General features: G+C 39.2%; 17 protein-coding genes and 4 pseudogenes. 7 read left to right on the plus strand and 14 right to left on the minus strand.

Annotated features, from left to right (window positions below; all coding sequences use genetic code 11):
• Window positions 1-247: 247 nt before the first annotated feature.
• The 4 genes and pseudogenes from AAHB12_RS22310 to AAHB12_RS22325 all read right to left on the minus strand — a co-directional run.
• Entirely contained in the window at window positions 248-541 is a 294-nt protein-coding gene (locus AAHB12_RS22310) for a DUF2653 family protein (protein WP_342047149.1), read from the minus strand.
• A gap of 14 nt (window positions 542-555) precedes the next feature.
• Window positions 556-996, minus strand: a complete 441-nt coding sequence (locus AAHB12_RS22315; RefSeq protein WP_342047151.1) for a hypothetical protein — start codon at window positions 994-996, stop codon at window positions 556-558.
• A 484-nt stretch (window positions 997-1,480) separates the two neighbouring features.
• Entirely contained in the window at window positions 1,481-1,717 is a 237-nt protein-coding gene (locus AAHB12_RS22320) for a YolD-like family protein (protein ID WP_342047153.1), read from the minus strand.
• Window positions 1,689-2,173: pseudogene (locus tag AAHB12_RS22325) on the minus strand (IS6 family transposase); the annotation flags it as partial. The pseudogene AAHB12_RS22325 and the gene AAHB12_RS22320, both read right to left, overlap by 29 nt.
• A gap of 123 nt (window positions 2,174-2,296) precedes the next feature.
• Between AAHB12_RS22325 and AAHB12_RS22330 the strand changes: the two are divergent.
• Together AAHB12_RS22330 and AAHB12_RS22335 are read left to right on the plus strand one after the other, a co-directional pair.
• A complete protein-coding gene (locus AAHB12_RS22330) occupies window positions 2,297-2,689 on the plus strand; it encodes a hypothetical protein (RefSeq protein WP_342047155.1) in 393 nt (130 codons plus the stop codon).
• 658 nt (window positions 2,690-3,347) lie between these two features.
• Complete coding sequence (locus tag AAHB12_RS22335; RefSeq protein WP_342047156.1) at window positions 3,348-5,609, plus strand: transglycosylase domain-containing protein; 2,262 nt, start codon at window positions 3,348-3,350, stop codon at window positions 5,607-5,609.
• A gap of 320 nt (window positions 5,610-5,929) precedes the next feature.
• Here the strand turns inward: AAHB12_RS22335 and AAHB12_RS22340 are convergent.
• Window positions 5,930-6,160 (minus strand): annotated as a pseudogene (locus AAHB12_RS22340) (DDE-type integrase/transposase/recombinase); the annotation flags it as partial.
• A 477-nt stretch (window positions 6,161-6,637) separates the two neighbouring features.
• A complete protein-coding gene (locus tag AAHB12_RS22345; RefSeq protein WP_342047157.1) occupies window positions 6,638-6,850 on the minus strand; it encodes a hypothetical protein in 213 nt (70 codons plus the stop codon).
• A gap of 475 nt (window positions 6,851-7,325) precedes the next feature.
• Here AAHB12_RS22345 and AAHB12_RS22350 point away from each other — a divergent pair, with 475 nt between their 5' ends.
• Window positions 7,326-7,901, plus strand: a complete 576-nt coding sequence (locus tag AAHB12_RS22350; protein WP_342047159.1) for a hypothetical protein — start codon at window positions 7,326-7,328, stop codon at window positions 7,899-7,901.
• Window positions 7,902-9,393: 1,492 nt separating this feature from the next.
• Here AAHB12_RS22350 and AAHB12_RS22355 read toward each other — a convergent pair.
• Entirely contained in the window at window positions 9,394-9,666 is a 273-nt protein-coding gene (locus AAHB12_RS22355; protein WP_342047160.1) for a contact-dependent growth inhibition system immunity protein, read from the minus strand.
• Window position 9,667: 1 nt separating this feature from the next.
• Window positions 9,668-10,176 (minus strand): annotated as a pseudogene (locus AAHB12_RS22360) (RNase A-like domain-containing lipoprotein).
• A 543-nt stretch (window positions 10,177-10,719) separates the two neighbouring features.
• Here AAHB12_RS22360 and AAHB12_RS22365 point away from each other — a divergent pair.
• The 3 genes from AAHB12_RS22365 to AAHB12_RS22375 are packed head-to-tail and all read left to right on the plus strand — an operon-like array spanning window position 10,720 to window position 13,488.
• Window positions 10,720-11,565, plus strand: a complete 846-nt coding sequence (locus AAHB12_RS22365; RefSeq protein ID WP_342047161.1) for an ABC transporter ATP-binding protein — start codon at window positions 10,720-10,722, stop codon at window positions 11,563-11,565.
• Window positions 11,543-12,394 (plus strand): ABC transporter permease, encoded by an 852-nt coding sequence (locus AAHB12_RS22370; protein ID WP_342047162.1) that lies wholly within the window; start codon window positions 11,543-11,545, stop codon window positions 12,392-12,394. The genes AAHB12_RS22365 and AAHB12_RS22370 overlap by 23 nt, the downstream gene beginning before the upstream one ends.
• A gap of 32 nt (window positions 12,395-12,426) precedes the next feature.
• Window positions 12,427-13,488 (plus strand): ABC transporter substrate-binding protein, encoded by a 1,062-nt coding sequence (locus AAHB12_RS22375; RefSeq protein WP_342047164.1) that lies wholly within the window; start codon window positions 12,427-12,429, stop codon window positions 13,486-13,488.
• Window positions 13,489-13,652: 164 nt separating this feature from the next.
• Here AAHB12_RS22375 and AAHB12_RS22380 read toward each other — a convergent pair whose 3' ends face one another.
• The 6 genes and pseudogenes from AAHB12_RS22380 to AAHB12_RS22405 form a co-directional block, all read right to left on the minus strand.
• Window positions 13,653-14,360, minus strand: a complete 708-nt coding sequence (locus AAHB12_RS22380; RefSeq protein ID WP_342047166.1) for an IS6 family transposase — start codon at window positions 14,358-14,360, stop codon at window positions 13,653-13,655.
• A 794-nt stretch (window positions 14,361-15,154) separates the two neighbouring features.
• A pseudogene (locus AAHB12_RS22385) lies at window positions 15,155-15,610 on the minus strand (IS6 family transposase); the annotation flags it as partial.
• A gap of 125 nt (window positions 15,611-15,735) precedes the next feature.
• Window positions 15,736-16,869 carry an NADH-dependent flavin oxidoreductase gene (locus tag AAHB12_RS22390; RefSeq protein ID WP_342047168.1) on the minus strand — a complete coding sequence of 378 codons (1,134 nt, stop codon included), beginning with the start codon at window positions 16,867-16,869 and terminating at the stop codon, window positions 15,736-15,738.
• Between the two features lie 233 nt (window positions 16,870-17,102).
• Window positions 17,103-17,480: a MerR family transcriptional regulator gene (locus AAHB12_RS22395; protein WP_342047169.1), complete on the minus strand. Its 378-nt coding sequence runs from the start codon at window positions 17,478-17,480 to the stop codon at window positions 17,103-17,105.
• A gap of 258 nt (window positions 17,481-17,738) precedes the next feature.
• A complete protein-coding gene (locus tag AAHB12_RS22400) occupies window positions 17,739-18,872 on the minus strand; it encodes an FAD-dependent monooxygenase (protein WP_342047171.1) in 1,134 nt (377 codons plus the stop codon).
• Between the two features lie 88 nt (window positions 18,873-18,960).
• Complete coding sequence (locus AAHB12_RS22405; RefSeq protein ID WP_342047172.1) at window positions 18,961-19,812, minus strand: aldo/keto reductase; 852 nt, start codon at window positions 19,810-19,812, stop codon at window positions 18,961-18,963.
• Window positions 19,813-19,996: 184 nt separating this feature from the next.
• Here AAHB12_RS22405 and AAHB12_RS22410 point away from each other — a divergent pair, with 184 nt between their 5' ends.
• Complete coding sequence (locus tag AAHB12_RS22410) at window positions 19,997-20,431, plus strand: MerR family transcriptional regulator (protein ID WP_342047174.1); 435 nt, start codon at window positions 19,997-19,999, stop codon at window positions 20,429-20,431.
• The last annotated feature ends 69 nt before the right edge of the window (window positions 20,432-20,500 follow it).

A 20,500-nucleotide genomic window follows, 5' to 3' on the forward strand; every position in this document is an offset into this window, starting at 1 on the left:
ATCACATACCCATCAAGTTAAGAAATTGAAATCACCCCAAAACAAAGATTTTGCATAAGTTGCTCAATTTTATCGTTTTGGGGATAGTTTATTTTTATTAGGTTTATGGCTATGGGGGATGGGAAAAAACATCCATTTTGTAATATTTATCGCATATTCCTTATATATCACTTAATACCTTTGGAAACAAAAAAACACACTGTTCTCACGTACAACATGTACAAGAAAACGGTGTGTTTGCCGCCTTTTATTCTACTATGATTTCTGCTGTAATGCCGGTATGTTCGTGAAACTGTAAGTCAATCCCTAAGCGCTCCGGAATAAAATGATGATAGTCACGTAAATAGACAGCAATCGCATCAATGAGCTGCTGTTCTCCCAGCTCAACAGTGCGATAAGGTAATCGTGCACTTGCATGAAAGCCGTGCGCGGGATGAAACTGCAAATCCACCTCAATCTGCTCGGGACGATATGCATGCTCAGCAGCTTCATACACACAAACCGCGTCAATAACGTCCTGTTCCTCAAATAATATTCTCATTCTCTCTCTCCTTCTTATCGTCTGCCAAAGATGCGGCGCCCAATCCACACCACAATTAAAATCAAAATCACATCCATCAACAAGCCGCTGAACGAAAATCCTGTTCCGCCGACTGCACCCACTGCATGTGTACCAAACGGATGAAGCATGCTGCCCAAAAGAGCACCCGCCCCAAATGCAGCTGCATGACTCAAAAGGCTGGAACGCTTAGACTGAACCGGTACAGTTCCTACTGAGCTATTGCTGTGGTAGGAAGGCTGCTGAGACCGCACGCTTGATGATGGAGACTTATAGCCGGAATGATACGTACCGGAGCTTGAAATGCTTCCGCTTCTTGAAACAGAGCTGCTGGAATGTATGCTCGAGCTGCCCCCGCTAAACCCCTTCGCCTGCGCTAGGACAGGGGTAAGCAATACGGTAAACATTAATAGAAATGATAGAATTTTCTTTTTCATCTGATTCCCTCGCTTTACAAATATCTATAAAATTAAATAGAAAAAGGGGATTACCTGCCTACCTGCCTTACTCTTAATACGGAAATCTCCCATTCCTCAAATCCTCTTCAACACCACATTCCAGCATAACACCCCCCTCAGTGTTATACTCTTTTATCTTATCATGGTTACTCTCGCTCTATAGTAGTAGACTTCTCTGCTGCATATTTTTTAGCGGCTTGCGTCTATGCTCATCATCCATAGCAGGCGGCTGTATAGATGGGATTTTTTCAAATTTCTTACTAGGTAAGATAAGGTCAGAACATTAAAATCACATGAGAATTACGCTAAAAATTTTTCATTTATTGTCTGCAAGATACCTAATTAGATCCCACTGTGTTCAGATAAAACTAACGAAGATTGGTACGGAAAAATGGCGCAAAAATACTTTATATCCCACTACGTTCAGATAAAGCGAAGAAACAAAGGCGTCACCTCCCAACGTTTAATCCATAGATATATGTACGATATCCTTTACGTAACGCACTTTTCTTTTAACGTCAACTATACGAAGTTGATTCCGTTGTGTATCGTAGTAATGCACATGCCCGCTAACGTGCGTTATATATCCATTTCGCCAGAAGTCGACGTACAGCAGGTCGTTATTCTCCAGCGTATCGTCTACAATCACATTGAATTGTTCTAGCGCTTGGTCATCTATTTGTGGTTGGTTGACCTTCATTCGTGTGAGAAGCAAACCTAAACAATTTATGAATGAATTCTTTTTGATTTTGGGCAGACTTCACCCCTTGGTGAACTTGCTTCTTTTTGATCATATGCATCGCTTCTATGCCACTCAGTATGTAAGTAGCTGTATAAAATGATTTCAATCCTAACATCGAACGAACCCGCTTCTTGATAAAACGATGATCCTGTTCCACAATGTTATTGAGATATTTCACTTGCCTTATTCGTATACCTTCAGGCATACGCTTCTCTTCTTTTAACTCTTGAATCGCTATGGGTTTTTGTCTACTGTTATGACACGAGGTTTACAAACAGGAGAAGCAGCCAAGGCTTTCTTGAAAAAGCGCTTGGCTGCTTGTTTATCTCTTGATTCACTTAGATCAAAATCAATGGTATTCCCTTCTGAATCAACGGCACGATATAAATACATCCATTGACCTTTTACCTTGATTTATCTTGAATTTTTTGCACCAGAACCAAAAAACTGATTGCAGTTTATCAGGAAAAAAAAGGAATTTTCTCATGGATAAAGAATTTGTTTAGCAAACATCTATCTTAAGGGGTGAGTTTAGCTATGCCAGAACAAGTAAGGAAACCTTCTTTTATTAATCCTAGTGAGGAAAATGAAACTATAACCATGACCAAAGCTGCTTTTCAGGAAGCGATTAGGATAGCAGTTACAGATGCGGTTAGAGAAACCATGAAAGTAGCTAAGGATATTCAAAAGGAAAACTCTGGGGAAGTTTTTAAATTAGTAGATGAGGCAATGGATAAGCGGGATCAAAAAATAAATAAAATTGCTGATCTTGCACTTAAGTCAAGTGTATTAAAAGAATATAAAAAGCTAGGGGGGAGCAGCAATAACCCTAACTTAATGGAAAAATATGTGGAGCTTTGGGAAGCTTATTTAAAAACATCTCCTGCTGACTATTGGGATATCTGGATAAACCTTTGGAAAATAAAATAAGATGGGTGTGATCCGGTAGCAGCCATTTAGAAGGGAATCCCTCTTTTAACTTCAGATACACTGGTTATAACTGTTAATTTAATAGGTAATCGCTTGAGAATAGCTCGTATTTCATATTAGACTAGGATATTTTATCCTAGTCTATTTTTTATGTTTCCAGGCTTAACTATTAAATAGTATAGTCCTGCCCTCCTTCAGTAGTACAGGCTCCTCCAGGAAGCAAAAGCGGCTCCCTGTCGGAGTGTAGGTTCTGGTGCAAAAACGTTTTGCTTGTTATCTAATTAATGGAAAATTTAATGTATTTTCATTAGTTTTTAATGTTAAAAGAGTACGGTGTAAATTGTATTTCTATAAAACTCTTGTTTTTGTAAACAATTCAACATATATGCACAACCAAGTAACTAGTTATGGTTCTGGTGCAAAAACTTCAAGGCACTTGCAAGTAAACTCTAAGTCTTGGACATACTGATACTATCAGTCTAAATAAGGATGTGTGACTGTACAATAGATTCTTCTTTGGTTCGTTATATACGAGTGTTGCATGAAAAAATATTAGTCTAGCTATTGTACTCCAAGTGTGCTCGTAGGCAATAAACATTTACTTGGCAGCATTGTTCTTTGGATTTTTGGAGTAGCTTACACATGGGGGAGAAGAATTATGTCAGAAGCATATCGTTCTCGTCAGGAGAGAAAACAACAAGAGCAGGTCAAACAGCAAGAGAAAGGTAGCAAGCCCCCTAAGAAAGGGTCTGTCTTAAAAAAGGTGTTACTCGCTTGCTTACTGATTGGTATCGTTTCTGTAGGTGCCGGGGTGGCTGCGTTCTTTTCGATAATTCAGGATGCACCGCAAATCGATGATGCCAAATTGGCAGATCCGCTATCTACAAAGTTTTATGATAAAGATGGAAAGTTTATTTATGAATATGGAAAAGAAAAACGTACAAAGGTTACGTATGATCAAATTCCAAGTGTGCTGGAGGATGCTTTCATTGCTACCGAGGATGCTGATTTTTATAACCATCATGGCATAGATATCAAACGCACCGGTAAAGCCATTTTCGAAAACCTGATTGGAAATTTTGGATCGCAGGGCGGAAGTACGATTACACAGCAGGTCATTAAGAATTCATTTTTGTCGCCTCAAAAAACCGTCAAACGGAAGGTGCAGGAATGGTATCTAGCGTATAAGCTGGAGCAAAAATATTCGAAGCATGACATTTTAACGATGTATTTAAACAAAATTAATTTGGGAAACCGTTCTTATGGAGTGGCTGCAGCGGCCAAGAATTATTATGGAATTGATGTGAAAGATTTAAAGAAAATGACTCTGCCGCAGGCTGCCATGCTGGCAGGCTTGCCGCAAAGCCCAAATAACTATGACCCATCTAAACCGGAAAACGTAGAAGCGGCTACAAAGCGTCGCAATCTTGTTTTGACTTTCATGCAAAAGCGGGGCTATATTACCGAGCAGCAAATGCAAGCTGCTATGAAGGTCCCGGTAACAGCGGGGATTGTGCCAAAAACAAATCAAGAGGGTATGCCGTATGAGGCATTTTTGGATGCTGCAACGAGAGAGGTGGAGAGCGAGCTGAAAGATGTTGATATCCGTACAGACGGTCTTCAAATTTACTTAACACTTGACCCGCAGGCGCAGAAATATTCCGATGCCATCATGAATACACAGGGGGTTGTACGTTATCCGAACGAACGTTTTCAAGCGGCTCTCGTTTTACTGGATTCGAAAACGGGTGAAGTGCGTGCGATCGGGAGCGGCCGTAATGAGTATAAAGCAACCTTCCGGGGGAATAACTTGGCGGTTGATCTTATGCGTCAACCAGGATCGACATTTAAGCCTATTTTTGACTATGGCCCAGCCATTGAAAATTTAAAATGGTCGACATATCATCAAATTGTCGATGAACCGTATCAATATTCAAATGGAACGCCAATTCGAGACGCTTATGCTTCCTACAAAGGATCGATGTCAATCCGGGATGCTTTAGTGGAGTCTCGTAATGTTCCGGCCTTGAAAACATTACAAACGGTAGGTTTAAATAAGGCGCAGGCATTTGCGCAATCACTCGGTATTACATTCCCGAACAATCAAGTATATGAATCCTACGCAATTGGAAGTAATACGGTGTCTCCGCTTGAAATGGCAGGAGCGTACGATGCATTCGCAAATGCGGGTGTGTATACAAAGCCATCCTTTGTGACAAAGGTTGTATTCCCCGATGGAAAAGAAATCAACTTTAAGCAAAAGGGAAAACGTGTGATGAAGGATTATACAGCATATATGATAACCGATATGCTTCGTGGGGTACTGACTGCCGCGAACGGAACGGGTACAGATGCGAATATACCGGGACTAGATGTTGCGGGAAAAACAGGAACAACCAATTTCGATGACAAAACAAGAAATCAATTTGGTTATCCCTCCAAAGCGACAAACGATAGTTGGTTTGCTGGGTATACCTCACAATATACAATGGCGGTTTGGACCGGCTACGCAAAGAATGACCCGGGGAATTATATGCTTGGGGACACTACAAAAGTCTCTCATCTTATTTTCAAAGCTATGATGGAGAAAGTTGGAACAAGTGTGCCGGGATTCCAGCAGCCAAGCAGTGTATATCGAATGAATCAGGATTTATACATTAAGGGAGCAAAGCCTGACGATGTTCCATCGGAAGAGGCTCCGTCGGCACCAGATGTGACTCCGTCGGCACCAGATGTGACTCCGTCGGCACCAGATGTGACTCCGTCGGCACCAGATGTGACTCCGTCGGCACCAGATGTGACTCCGTCGGCACCAGATGTGACTCCGTCGGCACCAGATGTGACTCCGTCAGCACCAGATGTGACTCCGTCGGCACCAGATGCGACTCCGTCGGCACCAGATGTGGATCGTCCCGCCTAAGGCGGTAACGAAGGGAATGCAGAAGGAGCCCCAGATCCAGGTCATGGAGAGCACAAAAATGAGGGGAAGCATAAAGGAAAGAATAAACATGGCTAAAACTCGTGGAATGGGTAACGATGAGACTTTGAAGAATACAACAGGATAAGAATATAGCTAAGGGGATTGCTTATGAGGGGCTGTTGACAAATACCTATTCAAAACAAAAAGAAGACAAATACCTACAATGTAGCATTTGTCTTCTTTTTTATTTACTATATGGGTTCTGGTGCAAAGATGATTTCAGAAAAACATAGGACATGGATTTCCTGCTAACTTACGGATTATGATGCAATGCCAAACAGTTTATCAATGAATTCTTTTCGATTTTGAGCAGACTTCACCCCTTGGCGAACTTGTCCTTTTTCTATCATATGCATGGCCTCAATGCCACGTACTATTGAAGTAGCAGTTTCATACGTTTTGAATCCCAGCATGGAGCATAGTCTTTTCTTAATGAAACGATGATCTTGTTCTACGATATTATTGAGATATTTCACTTGTCTTATTTGGATGGAATTTCTGAACTGGACACATCAAGCTGTTGCTATGGTTAGAACCTTTAGACAAAGGTACAATGGACCCGGTGACCCAATGTGGAGGGCCGAAGCCATAATGTACTATAAGTATAACAACTTAGGTCCTTTACAGATAATCAATTTATTGAAAGGTAGGTATCTCAGGAATTTGCCGAATTAGTGTAATGATCTAACAGGGAACTCTGGAAGCTGAGTCTCCCGTGTTTAAAGTTTTGGAACAATTCCATAAGACCTAGTACCAGAGCGAAGCTGTCATCAACCGCAATAAGGGTTATGACGCATACCCATCAAGCCAAGGGAACAGGTCACCCCCAAAACGATAAAATGGGCTTCTTTGTTACAAGAAAGTCTAAAATTTCGTTCTGGGGGGCTGCATAATTTTAACTTGATGGCTACGGGACGGGACTCCATTCTAGAGTGATACTATTCAGAATGTAGAAGAACCAAACCTAATTAGATCCCTATAGTAATACGTTCTGGGGCACTATCTGTTCTGGAATAATTATGTAATTCAATGGATGTTGAAGAACCAAAACGACGATGAAGTTCCTGGCTAACTTTTTCTATGGCAAAGAATTTAGAAGAGGCATACACTGTAATACATTCACCTACAACACGATTTCCAATGGTCATCGTGTATTCAACTTGATAGGGAGAAATAATCATTTGTGGCCTCCTTCCTCCCGCTTGTCTTTGCTACAGCATATGAAGGAGGAGTTTGAAGTATTCCAGGTACTAGGTTGGTAGTTTCTATTACTATTAGGAAGGATTCCCTTTCTTTCTTTCTTGATTCAAACGTTCTATTAAATAGTGCATGACCTTTGTTTCGGGAGGACGATCCTTTACCCCATGCCATGTGCCGAGGATAGCCAGTCTCACTTTTATCTTGAAAGCTCTTTTTCTTATGCGGAAAGAGATCATGACGGTATGACAGTCGTGTATGATACCTCTACTTCGTCCTTGGTTACATGATCTTTAACTCCTACAAAGGGATTCCATATAAGCAACCACTAACAAAGCAGGGGATGCCCTGTTTCCCAGAAGTAAGTGCTCGGGCATTGCTAACATGGCATACATGACATGCAGGGATTCCCCACTTACATATAGAAGGAAGCCGTAGGAGAAAGGGGGATATGACGGCATGACAGTCGTGTATAAAAGTAGCGACGTTATGAAGCTCTTAGATGTAAAGGAATCCGTTTTTAAGAAATATGTTTCACATATTGAGAAGGAAGGCTTTTTGTTTCAAAAAAATGCGCAAGGCCATCGAATGTTTAGTGAACTGGACATTCAAACACTTGAAACCTTCATAAAGTTAAGTCGTTATGACGGTGTAACTCTAGAGTCAGTAGCCAAAAGGGTTGCAGAATGGAGAAAGAATAAAGGTCATGACGACATGACAGGAAACGAAATCCAGGAGCAAGCCACCCTAAATCCCCAAGACTTACAAAGTCATGACGTTATGACTCTTGTAGACTCCCTTCTTCGGGAGCAAGAGCAGCGGTTTACCTCTCAAATCCAACAACTTATCCAGCAGCAAAAAGAAATGACAACGAAACAAGATGAAAAGCTGCATCACATTTTGCTTCACTTGGATCGCATGGATCAACGTGAACAGGAACGAAATAGAATGATGCAAGAGGAAAAGGAAGCGCAGATGCAAATAGCGGCAGCCCAGGAAAAAAGGTCATGGTGGCATCGTTTTTTCGGTAAATGACCTAGGGCATGGCTTGGGGGATCCCTCTTGTTTTTGGCGAACTATTGGGGATGCCCTTATAGTCCGCCAAACGTAAAAATAGGTGCCAGTCTGTTGCATATTGAGTGAGAGCAGGGCCTTTCGTTGTTGTAATAACCGTGTGTGCAATACAGCCCTTCTGCATCGTATTTACAGCAAATCTGACGGATATACAGGACAAGCAGCTTGGTTTTCACTTAGATTCAGTAATGGTGGCCTAAAACAGGATCAGGTACCTAGGGATCTTATCGAAAAAGCATTGGAGGATGATTTTTGATTTGGTAGTGAAAAAAAGGTGTAGACTTGCAATAGAGTTTGCTCAAACTATCCTTATGACATCTTATAAAAATATCTAGAAAAATGATTATACGCTAACAGAGGATGAACTAAATTGGATAAGGCATGTTTTGAGTGATTATAACCTTTTTGAAATATTGCCATCATGTTTCTATAAAATGAAAACTGAAATGGAGTAGATAGATGTTTGAGAAGATACTACGCATTAATTTCGAATCCAAGCATGCGTTAAAAATAAATTTAATGTGAAATTGGAATAAGATTAAACTCTGAAGATGGATATCCCCCAACATTTAAAACGCTTTAGGGTGTAAAAGAAGGCGAGCTTTTAACAGTCTTTTCAACTTGCGTTTTCGGCTAGGTGATGAATTGAGTTAAATAAAATAAAGCTACCATTATTCCTATTCTATCACGTCAAATAAATCTTAGAGATTTTTTGTAAAATTTTAAATTCAATGCAGGTAGATTAGTTTCCGCAGAAATCTACAATACTTCTCTTTACTTGGTATAACCTTAAGATACACATAAAATAATTTTAATAAGGCTTCTAAAAATGAAGAAGTTAACCATAAAAAAAGATCCTAATAATTAGGACCTAAAAACTTAAAAGAACAATCTTCTATTGACCAGCCAAAAAAAATCTCGTTTAATGTATTTACAACAATGACTACTAACATATATATGAGTAACTAACCTGAATAAGAGTTTGGAAACGGGGTGATGCTCCTATTTCCTTTATCATTTATTAAAATCAGATCGATATATTTTCACTCCAGTAAGTGCCCATAATTTTATGAAGCCGTTCCTTCCTTTCGAAAGAAAGAGTACCTAATAGTATAGCTTCTTCCTGTTCAGAATACCAATTGTTTAGGATTGCAGGACGAATCTTAGCCTGAGGGATCCATTCCTCTGTAATCTTCCAACGGAGAGACATCATAAAAAGGTTCTGGAGCAAAAACAATAGATTTTGTACACCAAAACCTTTTCATTCCATATTATCTAGATCCTTTATATCCAAATTCTGATTCCAGGCTCAAAACTTTTTGGAATCTGTCCTTACATACAAAAATGGTTCGCATTATGGAATCCTTAAAGTCTATTTTTCTTTCATATGTCGTTACGATTCGCCTGCAACTTCTTGTGCTTAGCCAGCAGGTATAAAAAGTGGCGTGATGATTCACGCCCCTTCCTTTTGTAGTTTTTTTACAATGTGGTTCAGCCACTTCTCCGTTTCCTCAGCGGAAAATTCTCTATATCCGTATTCTTCTATCATCTCTCTCGCTGTCGTCAAATTCCCGCTATTCAAGATGTTTTGCATTTCAGCCTGCAATGCCTTTTGAACCTTTTTATTTTCGTGCTTTTTAAACTCCTCGATGACCTTCCATACTTCTTCCACATCTAAGCCCAACGTACAATATGCTTCTAAAAAATATCGAAATTCCGGATACATCCTATTTCCCTCGCTTTGCATCTGGATAAGAAGTGATAATTTTGTATTTCAACTCACTTGCAGGGTCTTTTGCCAACACTGTTACTGTATCGTATATATAGGTTCATGCACACGCATATCTGATCGGAGCACCGCTTTTCCCACCGCAAAAGAATGATGAGTATTCAGTACAAGACGCTCCCGTTTAGATTCATCAAGCCATTTCTTGATGTCTTTATCATGAAACTGCAGACTCTCTCGCACTGCCTTTGTTGCTGTTTCTTTGTCATAGTATGTACTGGCAGCTGTGACACGTTCTCTCTGAACTCGTTCTTCTAGTTCTTGGTCTGACTTACCTACATGTCTTTCCAAAGTATGCCCGTTCTTTGGAGGTCCTTCCATCTCATCGAGAATTGTGTCACTTACTTGTTGAACCTTTCCATCTCCATTTTGTTTCTCAACGGTCAGATTACATCCACTTAGTACTACTGTCGTAAGCAATGCAATCCATAGCAACCGAATCCACTTCATTTTCGTCACCTCGTGTAACAGTATACAAGAAATGCGGGGTTTTTTTTCAAAAAAATGAACGGCTCCTATCTGTGAAAGGTAAAGGTTATATATTTTTCTTCCACCCAAACCATGTATCGTTCATTAGAAGAATGTCATATAAAGCTCCGAGATGCTTCCTAACTTATCATTTTTTATACTTCGTGAATAATATGAACAAATTAAAAATAATAAACTTAATATTTTTAATTTTCAAAAACTTATTTTTTTTAATCTTCTGATTTATTATAAAGACACTAAATGAAAGCGCTAACATTAAAGGTGGTGAAAATACTTAATGCAGGTGATATAGTAACGGAATCTTATCTGATCTTCTGAAAAGTAAAAAATCAAAACAAACAGACTTACATTTGTATCAACCTAGCTAGCATACGGTTGTACCTCTCATGATGGAAATACAGTGGGAATAACATCAAGCTATGAACAAATTAAAATGTAAAATACTTTAATACCTTTCATAAGCCCATGAAAAGTGGAATGAGGGAAGTAGAATGGAGGAACCAAATGAGTGTTGTAAATCAAAAAACACATCGGCTTGTTGCACAGTCCACTACACCCATGATGGAATTAAAAGGAGCGACGAAGGAATTCATAAAACCATCGGGCGAGATCCATACGGTATTACAAAATATTAATTTGAAAATTCCTAAAGGAGAATTCGTATCTATTGTTGGGCCAACAGGTTGTGGAAAATCGACAACGTTAAGTTTGATTGCAGGATTTGAGAAACCCTCGTCCGGTCAAGTGTTGATTCAGGGAGAAAAGCTAGAAGGAATTAATTCACGAGCTGCTTGTGTGTTTCAAACTGAAAACGCTTTCCCTTGGAAAACAGTTATTGATAATGTTTCTTTGGGCTTAAGGCTAAGAGGGATAGATAAAGCGGAGGCGTATAACGAAGCAAGAAAATGGATTTCACGGGTGGGATTAAAAGGATTTGAAGGGCATTATCCAGCTCAGCTTTCAGGAGGAATGAGAAAACGTGTGGCTTTAGCACAATGTTTAATTGTTCAACCGGAAATTCTTCTGATGGATGAGTCGTTTTCTGCTCTCGATGTACACACACGCCATCTTATGGAGGATGAGTTGCTCCGCATTTGGGAGGAAACATCCGCTTCTGTATTTTTTATCACGCACGATTTAGAAGAGGCAATCGCTTTAAGCGATCGGGTAATTGTGCTGACAGCAGGACCAGCAGCTACGATTAAAGGGGATTATCGAATTGATTTACCAAGGCCACGTAATGTAGCTGAAATTCGTTTTGATCCTAAATTTATGAAACTCCATGAAAAAATTTGGAATGATTTGCGAGATGAGGTGATGATTAGTTATGCAAACGCAAACAATGCTTAATAATTCAAAAGAAAAGGTTATGACGCGTAAAAAAGAAATGAAGGCCAGAGCCTTAAGAATCCGAACTCGCAATTTATCTCTGCAAACTGCCGTTTTTATTTTAATGTTCGGTTCTTGGCAAGTTTTAGCGGGTAATAAAATCATTGATCCGTTTTTTTTCTCAAGTCCATTTGCTATTATAGAAAAAATTTGGGGTTGGTTTGTAGATGGTACCAGCCAAGGGCCGTTATATACCCATTTTGTTGTCACCTTCGAGGAAACCATCCTTTCCTTCCTAATAGGAGTCATTTTGGGTGTGGTTGCCGGATATGCCTTGGGCAGAAACGAGATTCTCTCTGTTATTTTCGGACCTTATATTCAAATGTTAAATGCACTGCCAAGGGTCGTTTTAGCACCGATTTTTATCATATGGTTCGGTTTAGGGATGCCTTCTAAGGTAGCACTTGGAGTAACGCTTACCTTCTTTGTTGTATTTTTTAACGCTTTTCAAGGCGTTCGAGAAGTAGATCGCAATCTGCTTAATAACGCTCGTTTACTTGGAGCAAGCAAAAGACAGTTGGCCCAACATGTTATTATTCCTTCGGCTTTAACATGGATTTTATCAAGCCTCCATTCTAGTTTCGGATTCGCTTTGGTCGGTGCAGTGGTGGGGGAATTTATCGGAGCAACAAAAGGTCTGGGTTTTCTTATTGCGCAAGCACAAGGTGCTTTTGATACAACTGGGGTATTTGCCGGAATGGTTCTCTTATCGCTTACTGCTTTAGCTGCAAACTGGGCGGTTGGAAAGCTCGAAAAACGGTTTATCGCTTGGCGGCATGTTCGCCAATAGTTAGTGAAATTCTATAAAAGGGGTAATGCTAAATGAAACTAAGAAAAACCGTGATGTTGGGCACTAGTTTGATTGTATTGGCTGGAATGGCTCTAACAGGATGCTCTACTTCGGAAAAAACGAACGCGAATAATGCTAGCCAGAAGTCTGATACATCCGCAAAGCTTCCCAAAGTGAATATTATGGTCGGAGGCATGGAAAAAATCATTTATCTGCCTGCTAAATTAACTGAAAACCTGGGTTATTTTAAGGAGGAAGGGCTTGATGTGGAACTGACAAGCCAGTCTTCTGGAGTCAATGCAGAACAGTCCTTGATTGCGGGTGAAGTGCAGGGGGTGGTTGGTTTTTATGATCACAACATCGATATGCAAGCCAAGGGAAAATATCTTGAAGAGGTAGTTCAAATGGCCACTGTCCCTGGAGCAAAATTGATGGTATCCAATAAAATCAAAGATAAAGTAAAAAGTTTGGCTGATTTGAAAGGTAAAAATATCGGTGTCACTAGCTTAGGAGCATCCTCCCATTTTCTCATCAACTACTTGGTAACAAAAGGTGGAAATACCTCGAAGGATTTTGTTCCTTTAGCCGTAGGATCGGGAAATACTTTAATTGCTGCAATGCAACAAGGGAATATTGATCTGGCATGGGCGACGCAGCCTACCACTTCTTTGCTGGAGACGAAAGGAATCGCCACTCCTCTGGTAGACTTAGAGAGTCCGGAGGGAATGAAACAAGCGACTGGAGGTATTTATCCGTCTTCTAGCTTATATATGAGTTCGGATTATGTAAAAAAGAACCCAGAAGTGGTTCAACATCTAGCCAACGCTTTTGTCAAAACATTAAAGTATATTCACACGCATAGCGCAGAGGAAATTGCTGATAAATTGCCGAAAGAATATTACGCGGGCGATAAGGAATTGTATGTGAAGGCTTTGAAATCTAGTCTTCCGATGTTCACAGCTGATGGAAAAATGCCTTCCGATGGCCCGGAGAAAGTGTTGGACGTCTTAACAACTTCTAAACCAGAACTGAAAAGTGCCAAAGTAGACTTAAGCAAGACGTTTACTAATACGTTTGTAGATAAAGCTAAATAATAAAAGAATAAAGAGAATTCCCAAAGTACTTATTCTTATGAAACAATAATAAAAGGTGGCAACATACTACAAATCGTAGTTAGTTGCTGCCTTTTTAGTAGGAGGTTCTGGTGCAAAATTACTCGTTAGAAACATAGAGTGTGAGTTTCCTTTAAATTGCTAACTTATGAAGTTAATCCAAACAATTTATGGATGAATTCTTTTTGATTTTGGGCAGACTTCACCCCTTGATGAACCTGCTTCTTTTTCATCATATGCATGGCTTCTATGCTACTCAGTATGTAAGTAGCTGTACGAAATGATTTCAATCCTAACATCGAACGAACTCGCTTTTTTATAAAACGATGATTCTGTTCTACAATATTATTGAGATATTTCACTTGTCTCATTTGGATGCCTTCAGGCATACGTTTCTCTTCTTTTAACTCTTGAATCGCTACAGGATAAGCTGGGTTTTTATCCACTGTTATGACGCGAGGTTTACAAACATGAGAAGTAGCCAAGGCTTTCTTGAAAAAGCGCTTGGCTGCTTGTTTATCTCTTGATTCACTTAGATAAAAATCAATGGTATTCCCTTCTGAATCAACTGCACGATATAAGTACATCCATTGACCTTTTACTTTGATATACGTTTCATCGACTCTCCAGGAATCATTTGTTGGCTTAAGATGACGTCGTACTCTTTCATCTAATTCCGGCCCATATTGATGAACCCAACGCATAATCGTTGTATGAGCCATGGATAAGCCACGCTCCTCCATCATTTTCACCAAATCACGAAAACTTAAGTTGTACCGTAGGTACCATCCCACTGTTAATAAAATAATGTCAGGCTGATAATGTTTCCATTTAAACAAATCTTGGTTTTCCATACTAATCATGCCCCTTTTTTAGAGTAATAGTATCAGTATGTCCAAAATTTAGAGATTACTTGCAAGTGTTTTGAGATTTTTGCACCAGAACCAATATTCACTTGTATCTCTTTTTATGAATTCCAATCCCATCAACTCTATCACATACGTTATGAATGAAATGGTACTCTTTGTACTGTGTTTATATAATTGATACGATTATCCCTTGAATAGAAGTACTGGTGCATCATAAGAGATACAAATAATGCCCCCATTACCCTATAACCACCTCTCCGTAATCCAATAAAATCACCAAAATTAATGTATACTTATAGGCATTAGTTTACATTCAATACAAAAAATCCGTGTTCCAATAAAAAAGAAACACGGTCATACAAGAATGTATATAGCCAATTAGTTGAACGTTCCAGTAGACGAAAGCTAGCTAAGCCAACAGAGGGGAAACGAAAGCCATCAAAAATAAAATCGTAAAAGATGTACAGAATGTTCGAAATTAATTAGTAAGGGTCCTGCGCATAAGTAGTAGGACCCTTACTTTTTTGAGGTTTTTCAAATGTATGTTCACAACTAGTGATTTGTTTTATAAGGGTCATCAGCAAACTGTGCACCGAAAACTAAGGACTTTTAATCAATCATGGAATTCTTTATTAGTAGGAAGATGTTACTTTGAATGAAGCGCTATACACGACTTCCTCTCAACTAATTCTGTATTGACAATAAACTGCATTTTCTCGCTTGTAGGATGTTCCATAAGTTGTACGAGTCTATCCACTGCAAGAGAAGCCATTTTACCATTCTTTTAATCTTTGAATCGCCACTGGATAAGCCGGATTCTTATCCACCGTAATGACACGAGGTTGGGACACATGGGAAGAAGCCAAGGCTTTCTTGAAAAAGCGCTTAGCTGATTTCGCATCTCTAGTTTTGCTTAGGTAAAAATCAATCGTGTTCCCTTTAGAATCTACTGCACGATATAGATATATCCACTTTCCTTTTACTTTTATGTAAGTTTCGTCCACCTTCCAGGAGTCATTGGTTCTCCTTAAATATCGCCGGATACGTTTATCAAGTTCTGGTCCATATTGATGAACCCAGCGCATAATCGTAGTATGTGCTACGCATATTCCACGCTCTTCCATCATCTCTACGAGATCACGAAGACTCAGACTGTATCGGAGATACCAGCGTACTACATGTAAGATAATTTTGGGTTGGTAATGTTTTCACTTAAATTCTGTTGGCTTTTTCATACGGATACACATCCTTTTCAGATTGATAACATCAGTATGTCCAAGCTTCCTAGATTTTCTGCACCAGAACCCATCCTCTCTTAATAAAAACGTGATAAAAAACAGTAAACTTTTCTATCTCGATGTTATTCTTCGATCTTAAACCATGGACCTGATGCTTGAATTATCCCCCAAAGTTTTTCCGGAAGCTCAAGCTCACTAACCTTTGAAGCCTTTATCGCCGTTTGGATCTCAGACTCTTGTCCATTTTGAACCTTTTCTACCCAGTCTGGATTCATGATTAACGTATGACCAACCGCTGCTAGGGACAGACCCTTATCTAATGCAGTTGCAACATCATCAGCAGTTACCATAGAACCAGCAGCCATTACAGGAACTCTGCCGTTTACATGTTCAACAATTAATTCAAGATATGTTTTTTCATCTTGACTATCAACTGGCTTTGAGGAAAGGGCATTAGCCAACGAAGCATGTACATAATCAACATCTGCTTCAATAAGACGATTCATTAATTCATAGGTATCCTTCATTCTCAAACCGCCTTCTTCATGTTCATCAGGAGATATTCTATATCCTAAAATAAACGGTTTTGTTGCATGCTTTTTAATGACATTTTTAATTTCCTGAACGATTGCAAGTGGAAAACGCATGCGATTCTCAAGGGATCCGCCCCACTGGTCTTCACGTCTGTTGAAGAATGGAGAGAAGAAGTTTTGCATCAGGAAGCCATGGGCACCATGAAGCTCTACACCGTCAAAGCCCGCTTCAATCGCACGGCGCGTTGTTTCTCCGAACGCGCGGATTACGTCAAGGATTTCTTCGTGTGACAGTTCTCTAGGTAATACTGAAGGAGCAAAAGCAGTAGCTTCAGTTTCCACAGCACTGGAACTAACCACTTCACCATCTGGAGTTAAAGCCGGTAGTGCTTTATTACCTGCATGGAAGATCTGAAGTAACGCAGGAGCTCCACCGCTTTTCGCAGCATCCGCCAATTTACGTAGACTTGGAATAAGTTTATCGTCATAAGCTGCGAATTCGTTCGTAAAACCTATACCGTTTGGTTGCACATGCGTACATCCTGTTATAACTAGACCTACGCCATTCACTCTTTTTTTGTAATATTTCACTTCATCATCTGAAATTGTGTAATCGTCATTACTAGACCAAGTGGTCATAGGTGCCATAACGACCCGATTTCTAAGGGTGATTCCATTTTTAAATGTGAAGGATTCAAGTAAGTTGCTATATTTTTCGTTCATTTTTTAACCTCTTTCTATATGTTTATTTATATGTTCTGGATAGTTTTGCACTATTTTGTAAAGGTTTATCAACCCTTCATATGTTTAAATGGTGCAAGAACAGATTAATCCTTAGAGTGTACTCTAAAGCAAGTGTTTTTTTATTCTTATTTTTTTCGATAAAAACATGATTTCGAAAGCTGTTTGTACGAGGTTTATCAAAAAGAGGCAAATGGAAAAAAACAACTGGCTGCTTAATTTGTAGAGAAACAGTCTCCTAATTCATTTTCATAAAAATTTATTTTATTATCCAGATGCTCTAAACTTTGACGAAGCTTCTCCAAATCTTCCACTACTTTTTTTCGATGATTTTTAAGTAGAGCTAACCTTTCTTCCATTGTTTTATCCCCAATATGCCCCCACATGGCAAATTGCTTCATGTCTTTTAGAGACATCCCTGTATTTTTTAGGTGGAGCAGTGATTCAATCCATAATTTATTTTCATCCGAGTAGATTCTGACATTGTTATCGTCTCTGTTTACTTTTATTAACCCTTCCTTTTCATAAAACCTCAATGTATGTTCGCTTAACCCAACGATTTTAGAAAATTCTCCAATAGAATATGTCATCATAACCGCCTCCATTAAATCTAATATGTCTATTGCTTCTTTCATTTTTAATTTGCGACACAAAGAAAGAGTAATACTTAGAGTTTACTCTAAGTCAAGAATTTTTAATTCCTCTGCCCGTTATGAGATGCTTTTCCGAAGTTGCAAACCATTGGTGTATAAAAAAGCAAAACTCGCCGCAGTATTGGCGAGTTTTCTTTACTATAGTTATCCGATTCCTTATTCAACTAAACTGCCAGTTTAAGTATAATGCTTCACAAATTATCGTCCAAATGATTGACTAAAAGATTGTCCAGATTGCACAATTTGACGTGCATTTTTTAGACGGAGAGACTCATATTCCAGAAGAGCCTCAGATGCTCCAGTTCCTTGTATCCCCTTTGCAACACATTCAGCTAAGGTAGAAGCATCTTGTAAGGAAGCATTAAATCCTGACGCAGTTAGTGGTGTAGGTAGATGTGCAGCATCTCCAACGATTGCTATACGTCCTTTCACAAGATTTTCAGGAACGTACTCGGCAATCGGTGTTCCGATAAGATTACGTGTTTGAATACTATGAAGGATTGCGTCCAACCAAGGTTGATCCCATCTATCATAAGCCTTTTCAGCTAGCTCAATCAATGTCTGTTCAGGGATGTCTGGTGCATGAAGCGAATGTTGCACAACGTCTCCTTCAACACATCCAAGACGACGTAACAAATCATTTTGAGTGTTATCGTACCAAGCCCATCCCAGTCGTCGATCTCCTAGAGCTGTAGAACCGTCTGCCCCAGCAATAATGGAACCGAGTAAAAAGTCACCGATACCATCTGGCATAGTAAACTTCGGGGCATTGAGGCTAGGTCGGTGTTTTTCAGGTATGTCTTTCTCATCTACAATAGCTACCCATATCAAGTATTCCGCAAAAGTGGCGTTCGGTTTATGCGGTGAAACATAGCGTCGCACAATACTACGGTGACCATCAGCACCAATCAAAATATCTCCGTGGAATGTTTCACCCTTATCCGTCACAACCCAAGCAGAGTTGTCGTCCTCATTAACAGTTTGAACACGGGTATCATAACGTAAGTCAATTCTGGAATCAGCTTCGACTTCTGTGCGTAATCGAAACTGTATAGATGACCAAGCCTCAGCCGACCTAATTCCACCAGAAGCAAGTTTTCTCAAGAATTTAGCTGTTTTTGTTCGATCAATTTCCCCACTGTCAACTTGAAGAACAGCACCACTACGTGGTTTCGCTCCAGCTCTCTCTAAAATAGTAACCTTCAATCCAGCTCGTGAAAGAGCAATCCCTGTCATTAGTCCAGAAAGCGACGCACCAACTACAACCGCAGAGCAGTTAGCTTCTTTTATAAAAGTATCATTGATTGATTTGCTCCTGAAATTCTTTCTCATTGCGTTTTTCCCCTTAGTAGTAATGTCTTCAAAAAGGAAAAACCGAATTTCCAAATTTGGAAAATCGGTTTTTCAGTGATAAATAACATTAAACATCAAATTTAACGTTTCCAAGCCATCTTACAAATTCAGGATCTCTATGTGAAAAGAACACGCTCTCTTTCGTATCTAAAGTAGCAATCGTCTCCATATCTTCTTGACTTAATTCAAAGTCAAGGATATTAAAGTTTTCAATGATTCTTTCTTTATGAACTGACTTTGGAATCACGACTACTTCTCTTTGTGTTAACCAGCGTAAAATCACTTGGGCAACAGATTTATTGTATTTTTCAGCTATTGATGCTAATACTTCATTTTGGAACATGTTATTTTTTCCTTCGGCAAACGGACCCCAGGACATAATCTGAACATTGTTCTCTTTCATAAGGTTATGACTTTCTATTTGTTGGCAAAAAGGATGGGTTTCAACCTGGTTTACTGCTGGAACTACTTCATTATGATCAATCAAATCCACCAGACGGTCTGGATAGAAGTTGCTGACTCCAATCGCCTTAATCTTACCTTCACGATACAATTCCTCCATCGCACGCCAAGAACCATATACATCCCCAAATGGCTGATGGATTAAATACAAATCGATATAATCTACTTGTAATCGTTCCAGTGATTTTGCGAATCCTTTCTTGGCATTCTCATAACCTGCATCTTGAATCCAAAGTTTTGTCGTAATAAATATTTCTTCTCTTGGGACACCACTTCGCTTGATAGCTCTGCCTACTGCTACTTCATTCATATAAGCTGCTGCTGTGTCAATCAAGCGATAACCAGCCATAAGGGCATCATAAACTGCCTGTTCACATAGTTCTGGATCTTCAATTTGAAATACACCAAAGCCAAGAATAGGCATCTCAACACCGTTGTTTAAAATTACTTTTTGCATATATAATTCCTCCAGTATTTTAAATGTAATATTTCAAATCACTGATTTTATCCCATTTAGTCTTCTATGCTTGGTGATTTACAATTTCAGTAACTTGAACTATGCTAATCCTATCACCTTCGAGCGACACGAAGGCAAGAGATTTTAAAAAGTTTTAATAAAAAATTTTTAGGGAGTGGTTAAAATGCATACTGTGAAGGAAGTGTCCAAGCTACTTGATCTGACTGAACATACCGTTCGTTTCTATACGGATAAAGGATTAGTTCCAAGTGTACAGCGAGACAAAAACAATAATCGACTTTTTGATGAAGAATCTATCAGTTGGCTTATAGGTGTTAAATATCTAAAACAATGTGGTATGTCAGTGGAAGACATTAAATCCTATGTAGACTTGTGTTTGGAAGGACGTTCTACCATTCATGAACGCTATGAAATCATTATGAAACAAAAAGCCATCGCTCTGACTCAGTTAGAGGAGGCAAAACAAAAAGCTAAATATATGGAAGAAAAAGCAAATCACTACCTTGATATTATCAATGGTGTAGTCCCAGATGATACGAATCCTAAAGAATGGGAGTCAATAAATTCTAATACCCCGCAAAAAAAAAGAACAAGCTGATTTCCTTTTGGAAAATTGGCTTGTTCTAAAACATTTGAAACTGATAACCTCCTAATAAATAGCTCAATT

The sequence above is a fragment of the Bacillus sp. OTU530 genome (assembly GCF_038440375.1).

Bases quoted from the DNA above. Each gene is read 5' to 3' on its own strand.
- AAHB12_RS22335 (WP_342047156.1), top strand. From the start codon at position 3,348: ATGTCAGAAGCATATCGTTCTCGTCAGGAGAGAAAACAACAAGAGCAG.
- AAHB12_RS22365 (WP_342047161.1), top strand. From the start codon at position 10,720: ATGAGTGTTGTAAATCAAAAAACACATCGGCTTGTTGCACAGTCCACT.
- AAHB12_RS22380 (WP_342047166.1), bottom strand. From the start codon at position 14,360: ATGGAAAACCAAGATTTGTTTAAATGGAAACATTATCAGCCTGACATT.
- AAHB12_RS22315 (WP_342047151.1), bottom strand. From the start codon at position 996: ATGAAAAAGAAAATTCTATCATTTCTATTAATGTTTACCGTATTGCTT.
- AAHB12_RS22345 (WP_342047157.1), bottom strand. From the start codon at position 6,850: ATGATTATTTCTCCCTATCAAGTTGAATACACGATGACCATTGGAAAT.
- AAHB12_RS22310 (WP_342047149.1), bottom strand. From the start codon at position 541: ATGAGAATATTATTTGAGGAACAGGACGTTATTGACGCGGTTTGTGTG.
- AAHB12_RS22400 (WP_342047171.1), bottom strand. From the start codon at position 18,872: ATGAGAAAGAATTTCAGGAGCAAATCAATCAATGATACTTTTATAAAA.
- AAHB12_RS22405 (WP_342047172.1), bottom strand. From the start codon at position 19,812: ATGCAAAAAGTAATTTTAAACAACGGTGTTGAGATGCCTATTCTTGGC.
- AAHB12_RS22320 (WP_342047153.1), bottom strand. From the start codon at position 1,717: ATGAAGGTCAACCAACCACAAATAGATGACCAAGCGCTAGAACAATTC.
- AAHB12_RS22350 (WP_342047159.1), top strand. From the start codon at position 7,326: ATGACAGTCGTGTATAAAAGTAGCGACGTTATGAAGCTCTTAGATGTA.
- AAHB12_RS22370 (WP_342047162.1), top strand. From the start codon at position 11,543: ATGCAAACGCAAACAATGCTTAATAATTCAAAAGAAAAGGTTATGACG.
- AAHB12_RS22395 (WP_342047169.1), bottom strand. From the start codon at position 17,480: ATGATGACATATTCTATTGGAGAATTTTCTAAAATCGTTGGGTTAAGC.
- AAHB12_RS22375 (WP_342047164.1), top strand. From the start codon at position 12,427: ATGAAACTAAGAAAAACCGTGATGTTGGGCACTAGTTTGATTGTATTG.
- AAHB12_RS22330 (WP_342047155.1), top strand. From the start codon at position 2,297: ATGCCAGAACAAGTAAGGAAACCTTCTTTTATTAATCCTAGTGAGGAA.
- AAHB12_RS22355 (WP_342047160.1), bottom strand. From the start codon at position 9,666: ATGTATCCGGAATTTCGATATTTTTTAGAAGCATATTGTACGTTGGGC.
- AAHB12_RS22410 (WP_342047174.1), top strand. From the start codon at position 19,997: ATGCATACTGTGAAGGAAGTGTCCAAGCTACTTGATCTGACTGAACAT.
- AAHB12_RS22390 (WP_342047168.1), bottom strand. From the start codon at position 16,869: ATGAACGAAAAATATAGCAACTTACTTGAATCCTTCACATTTAAAAAT.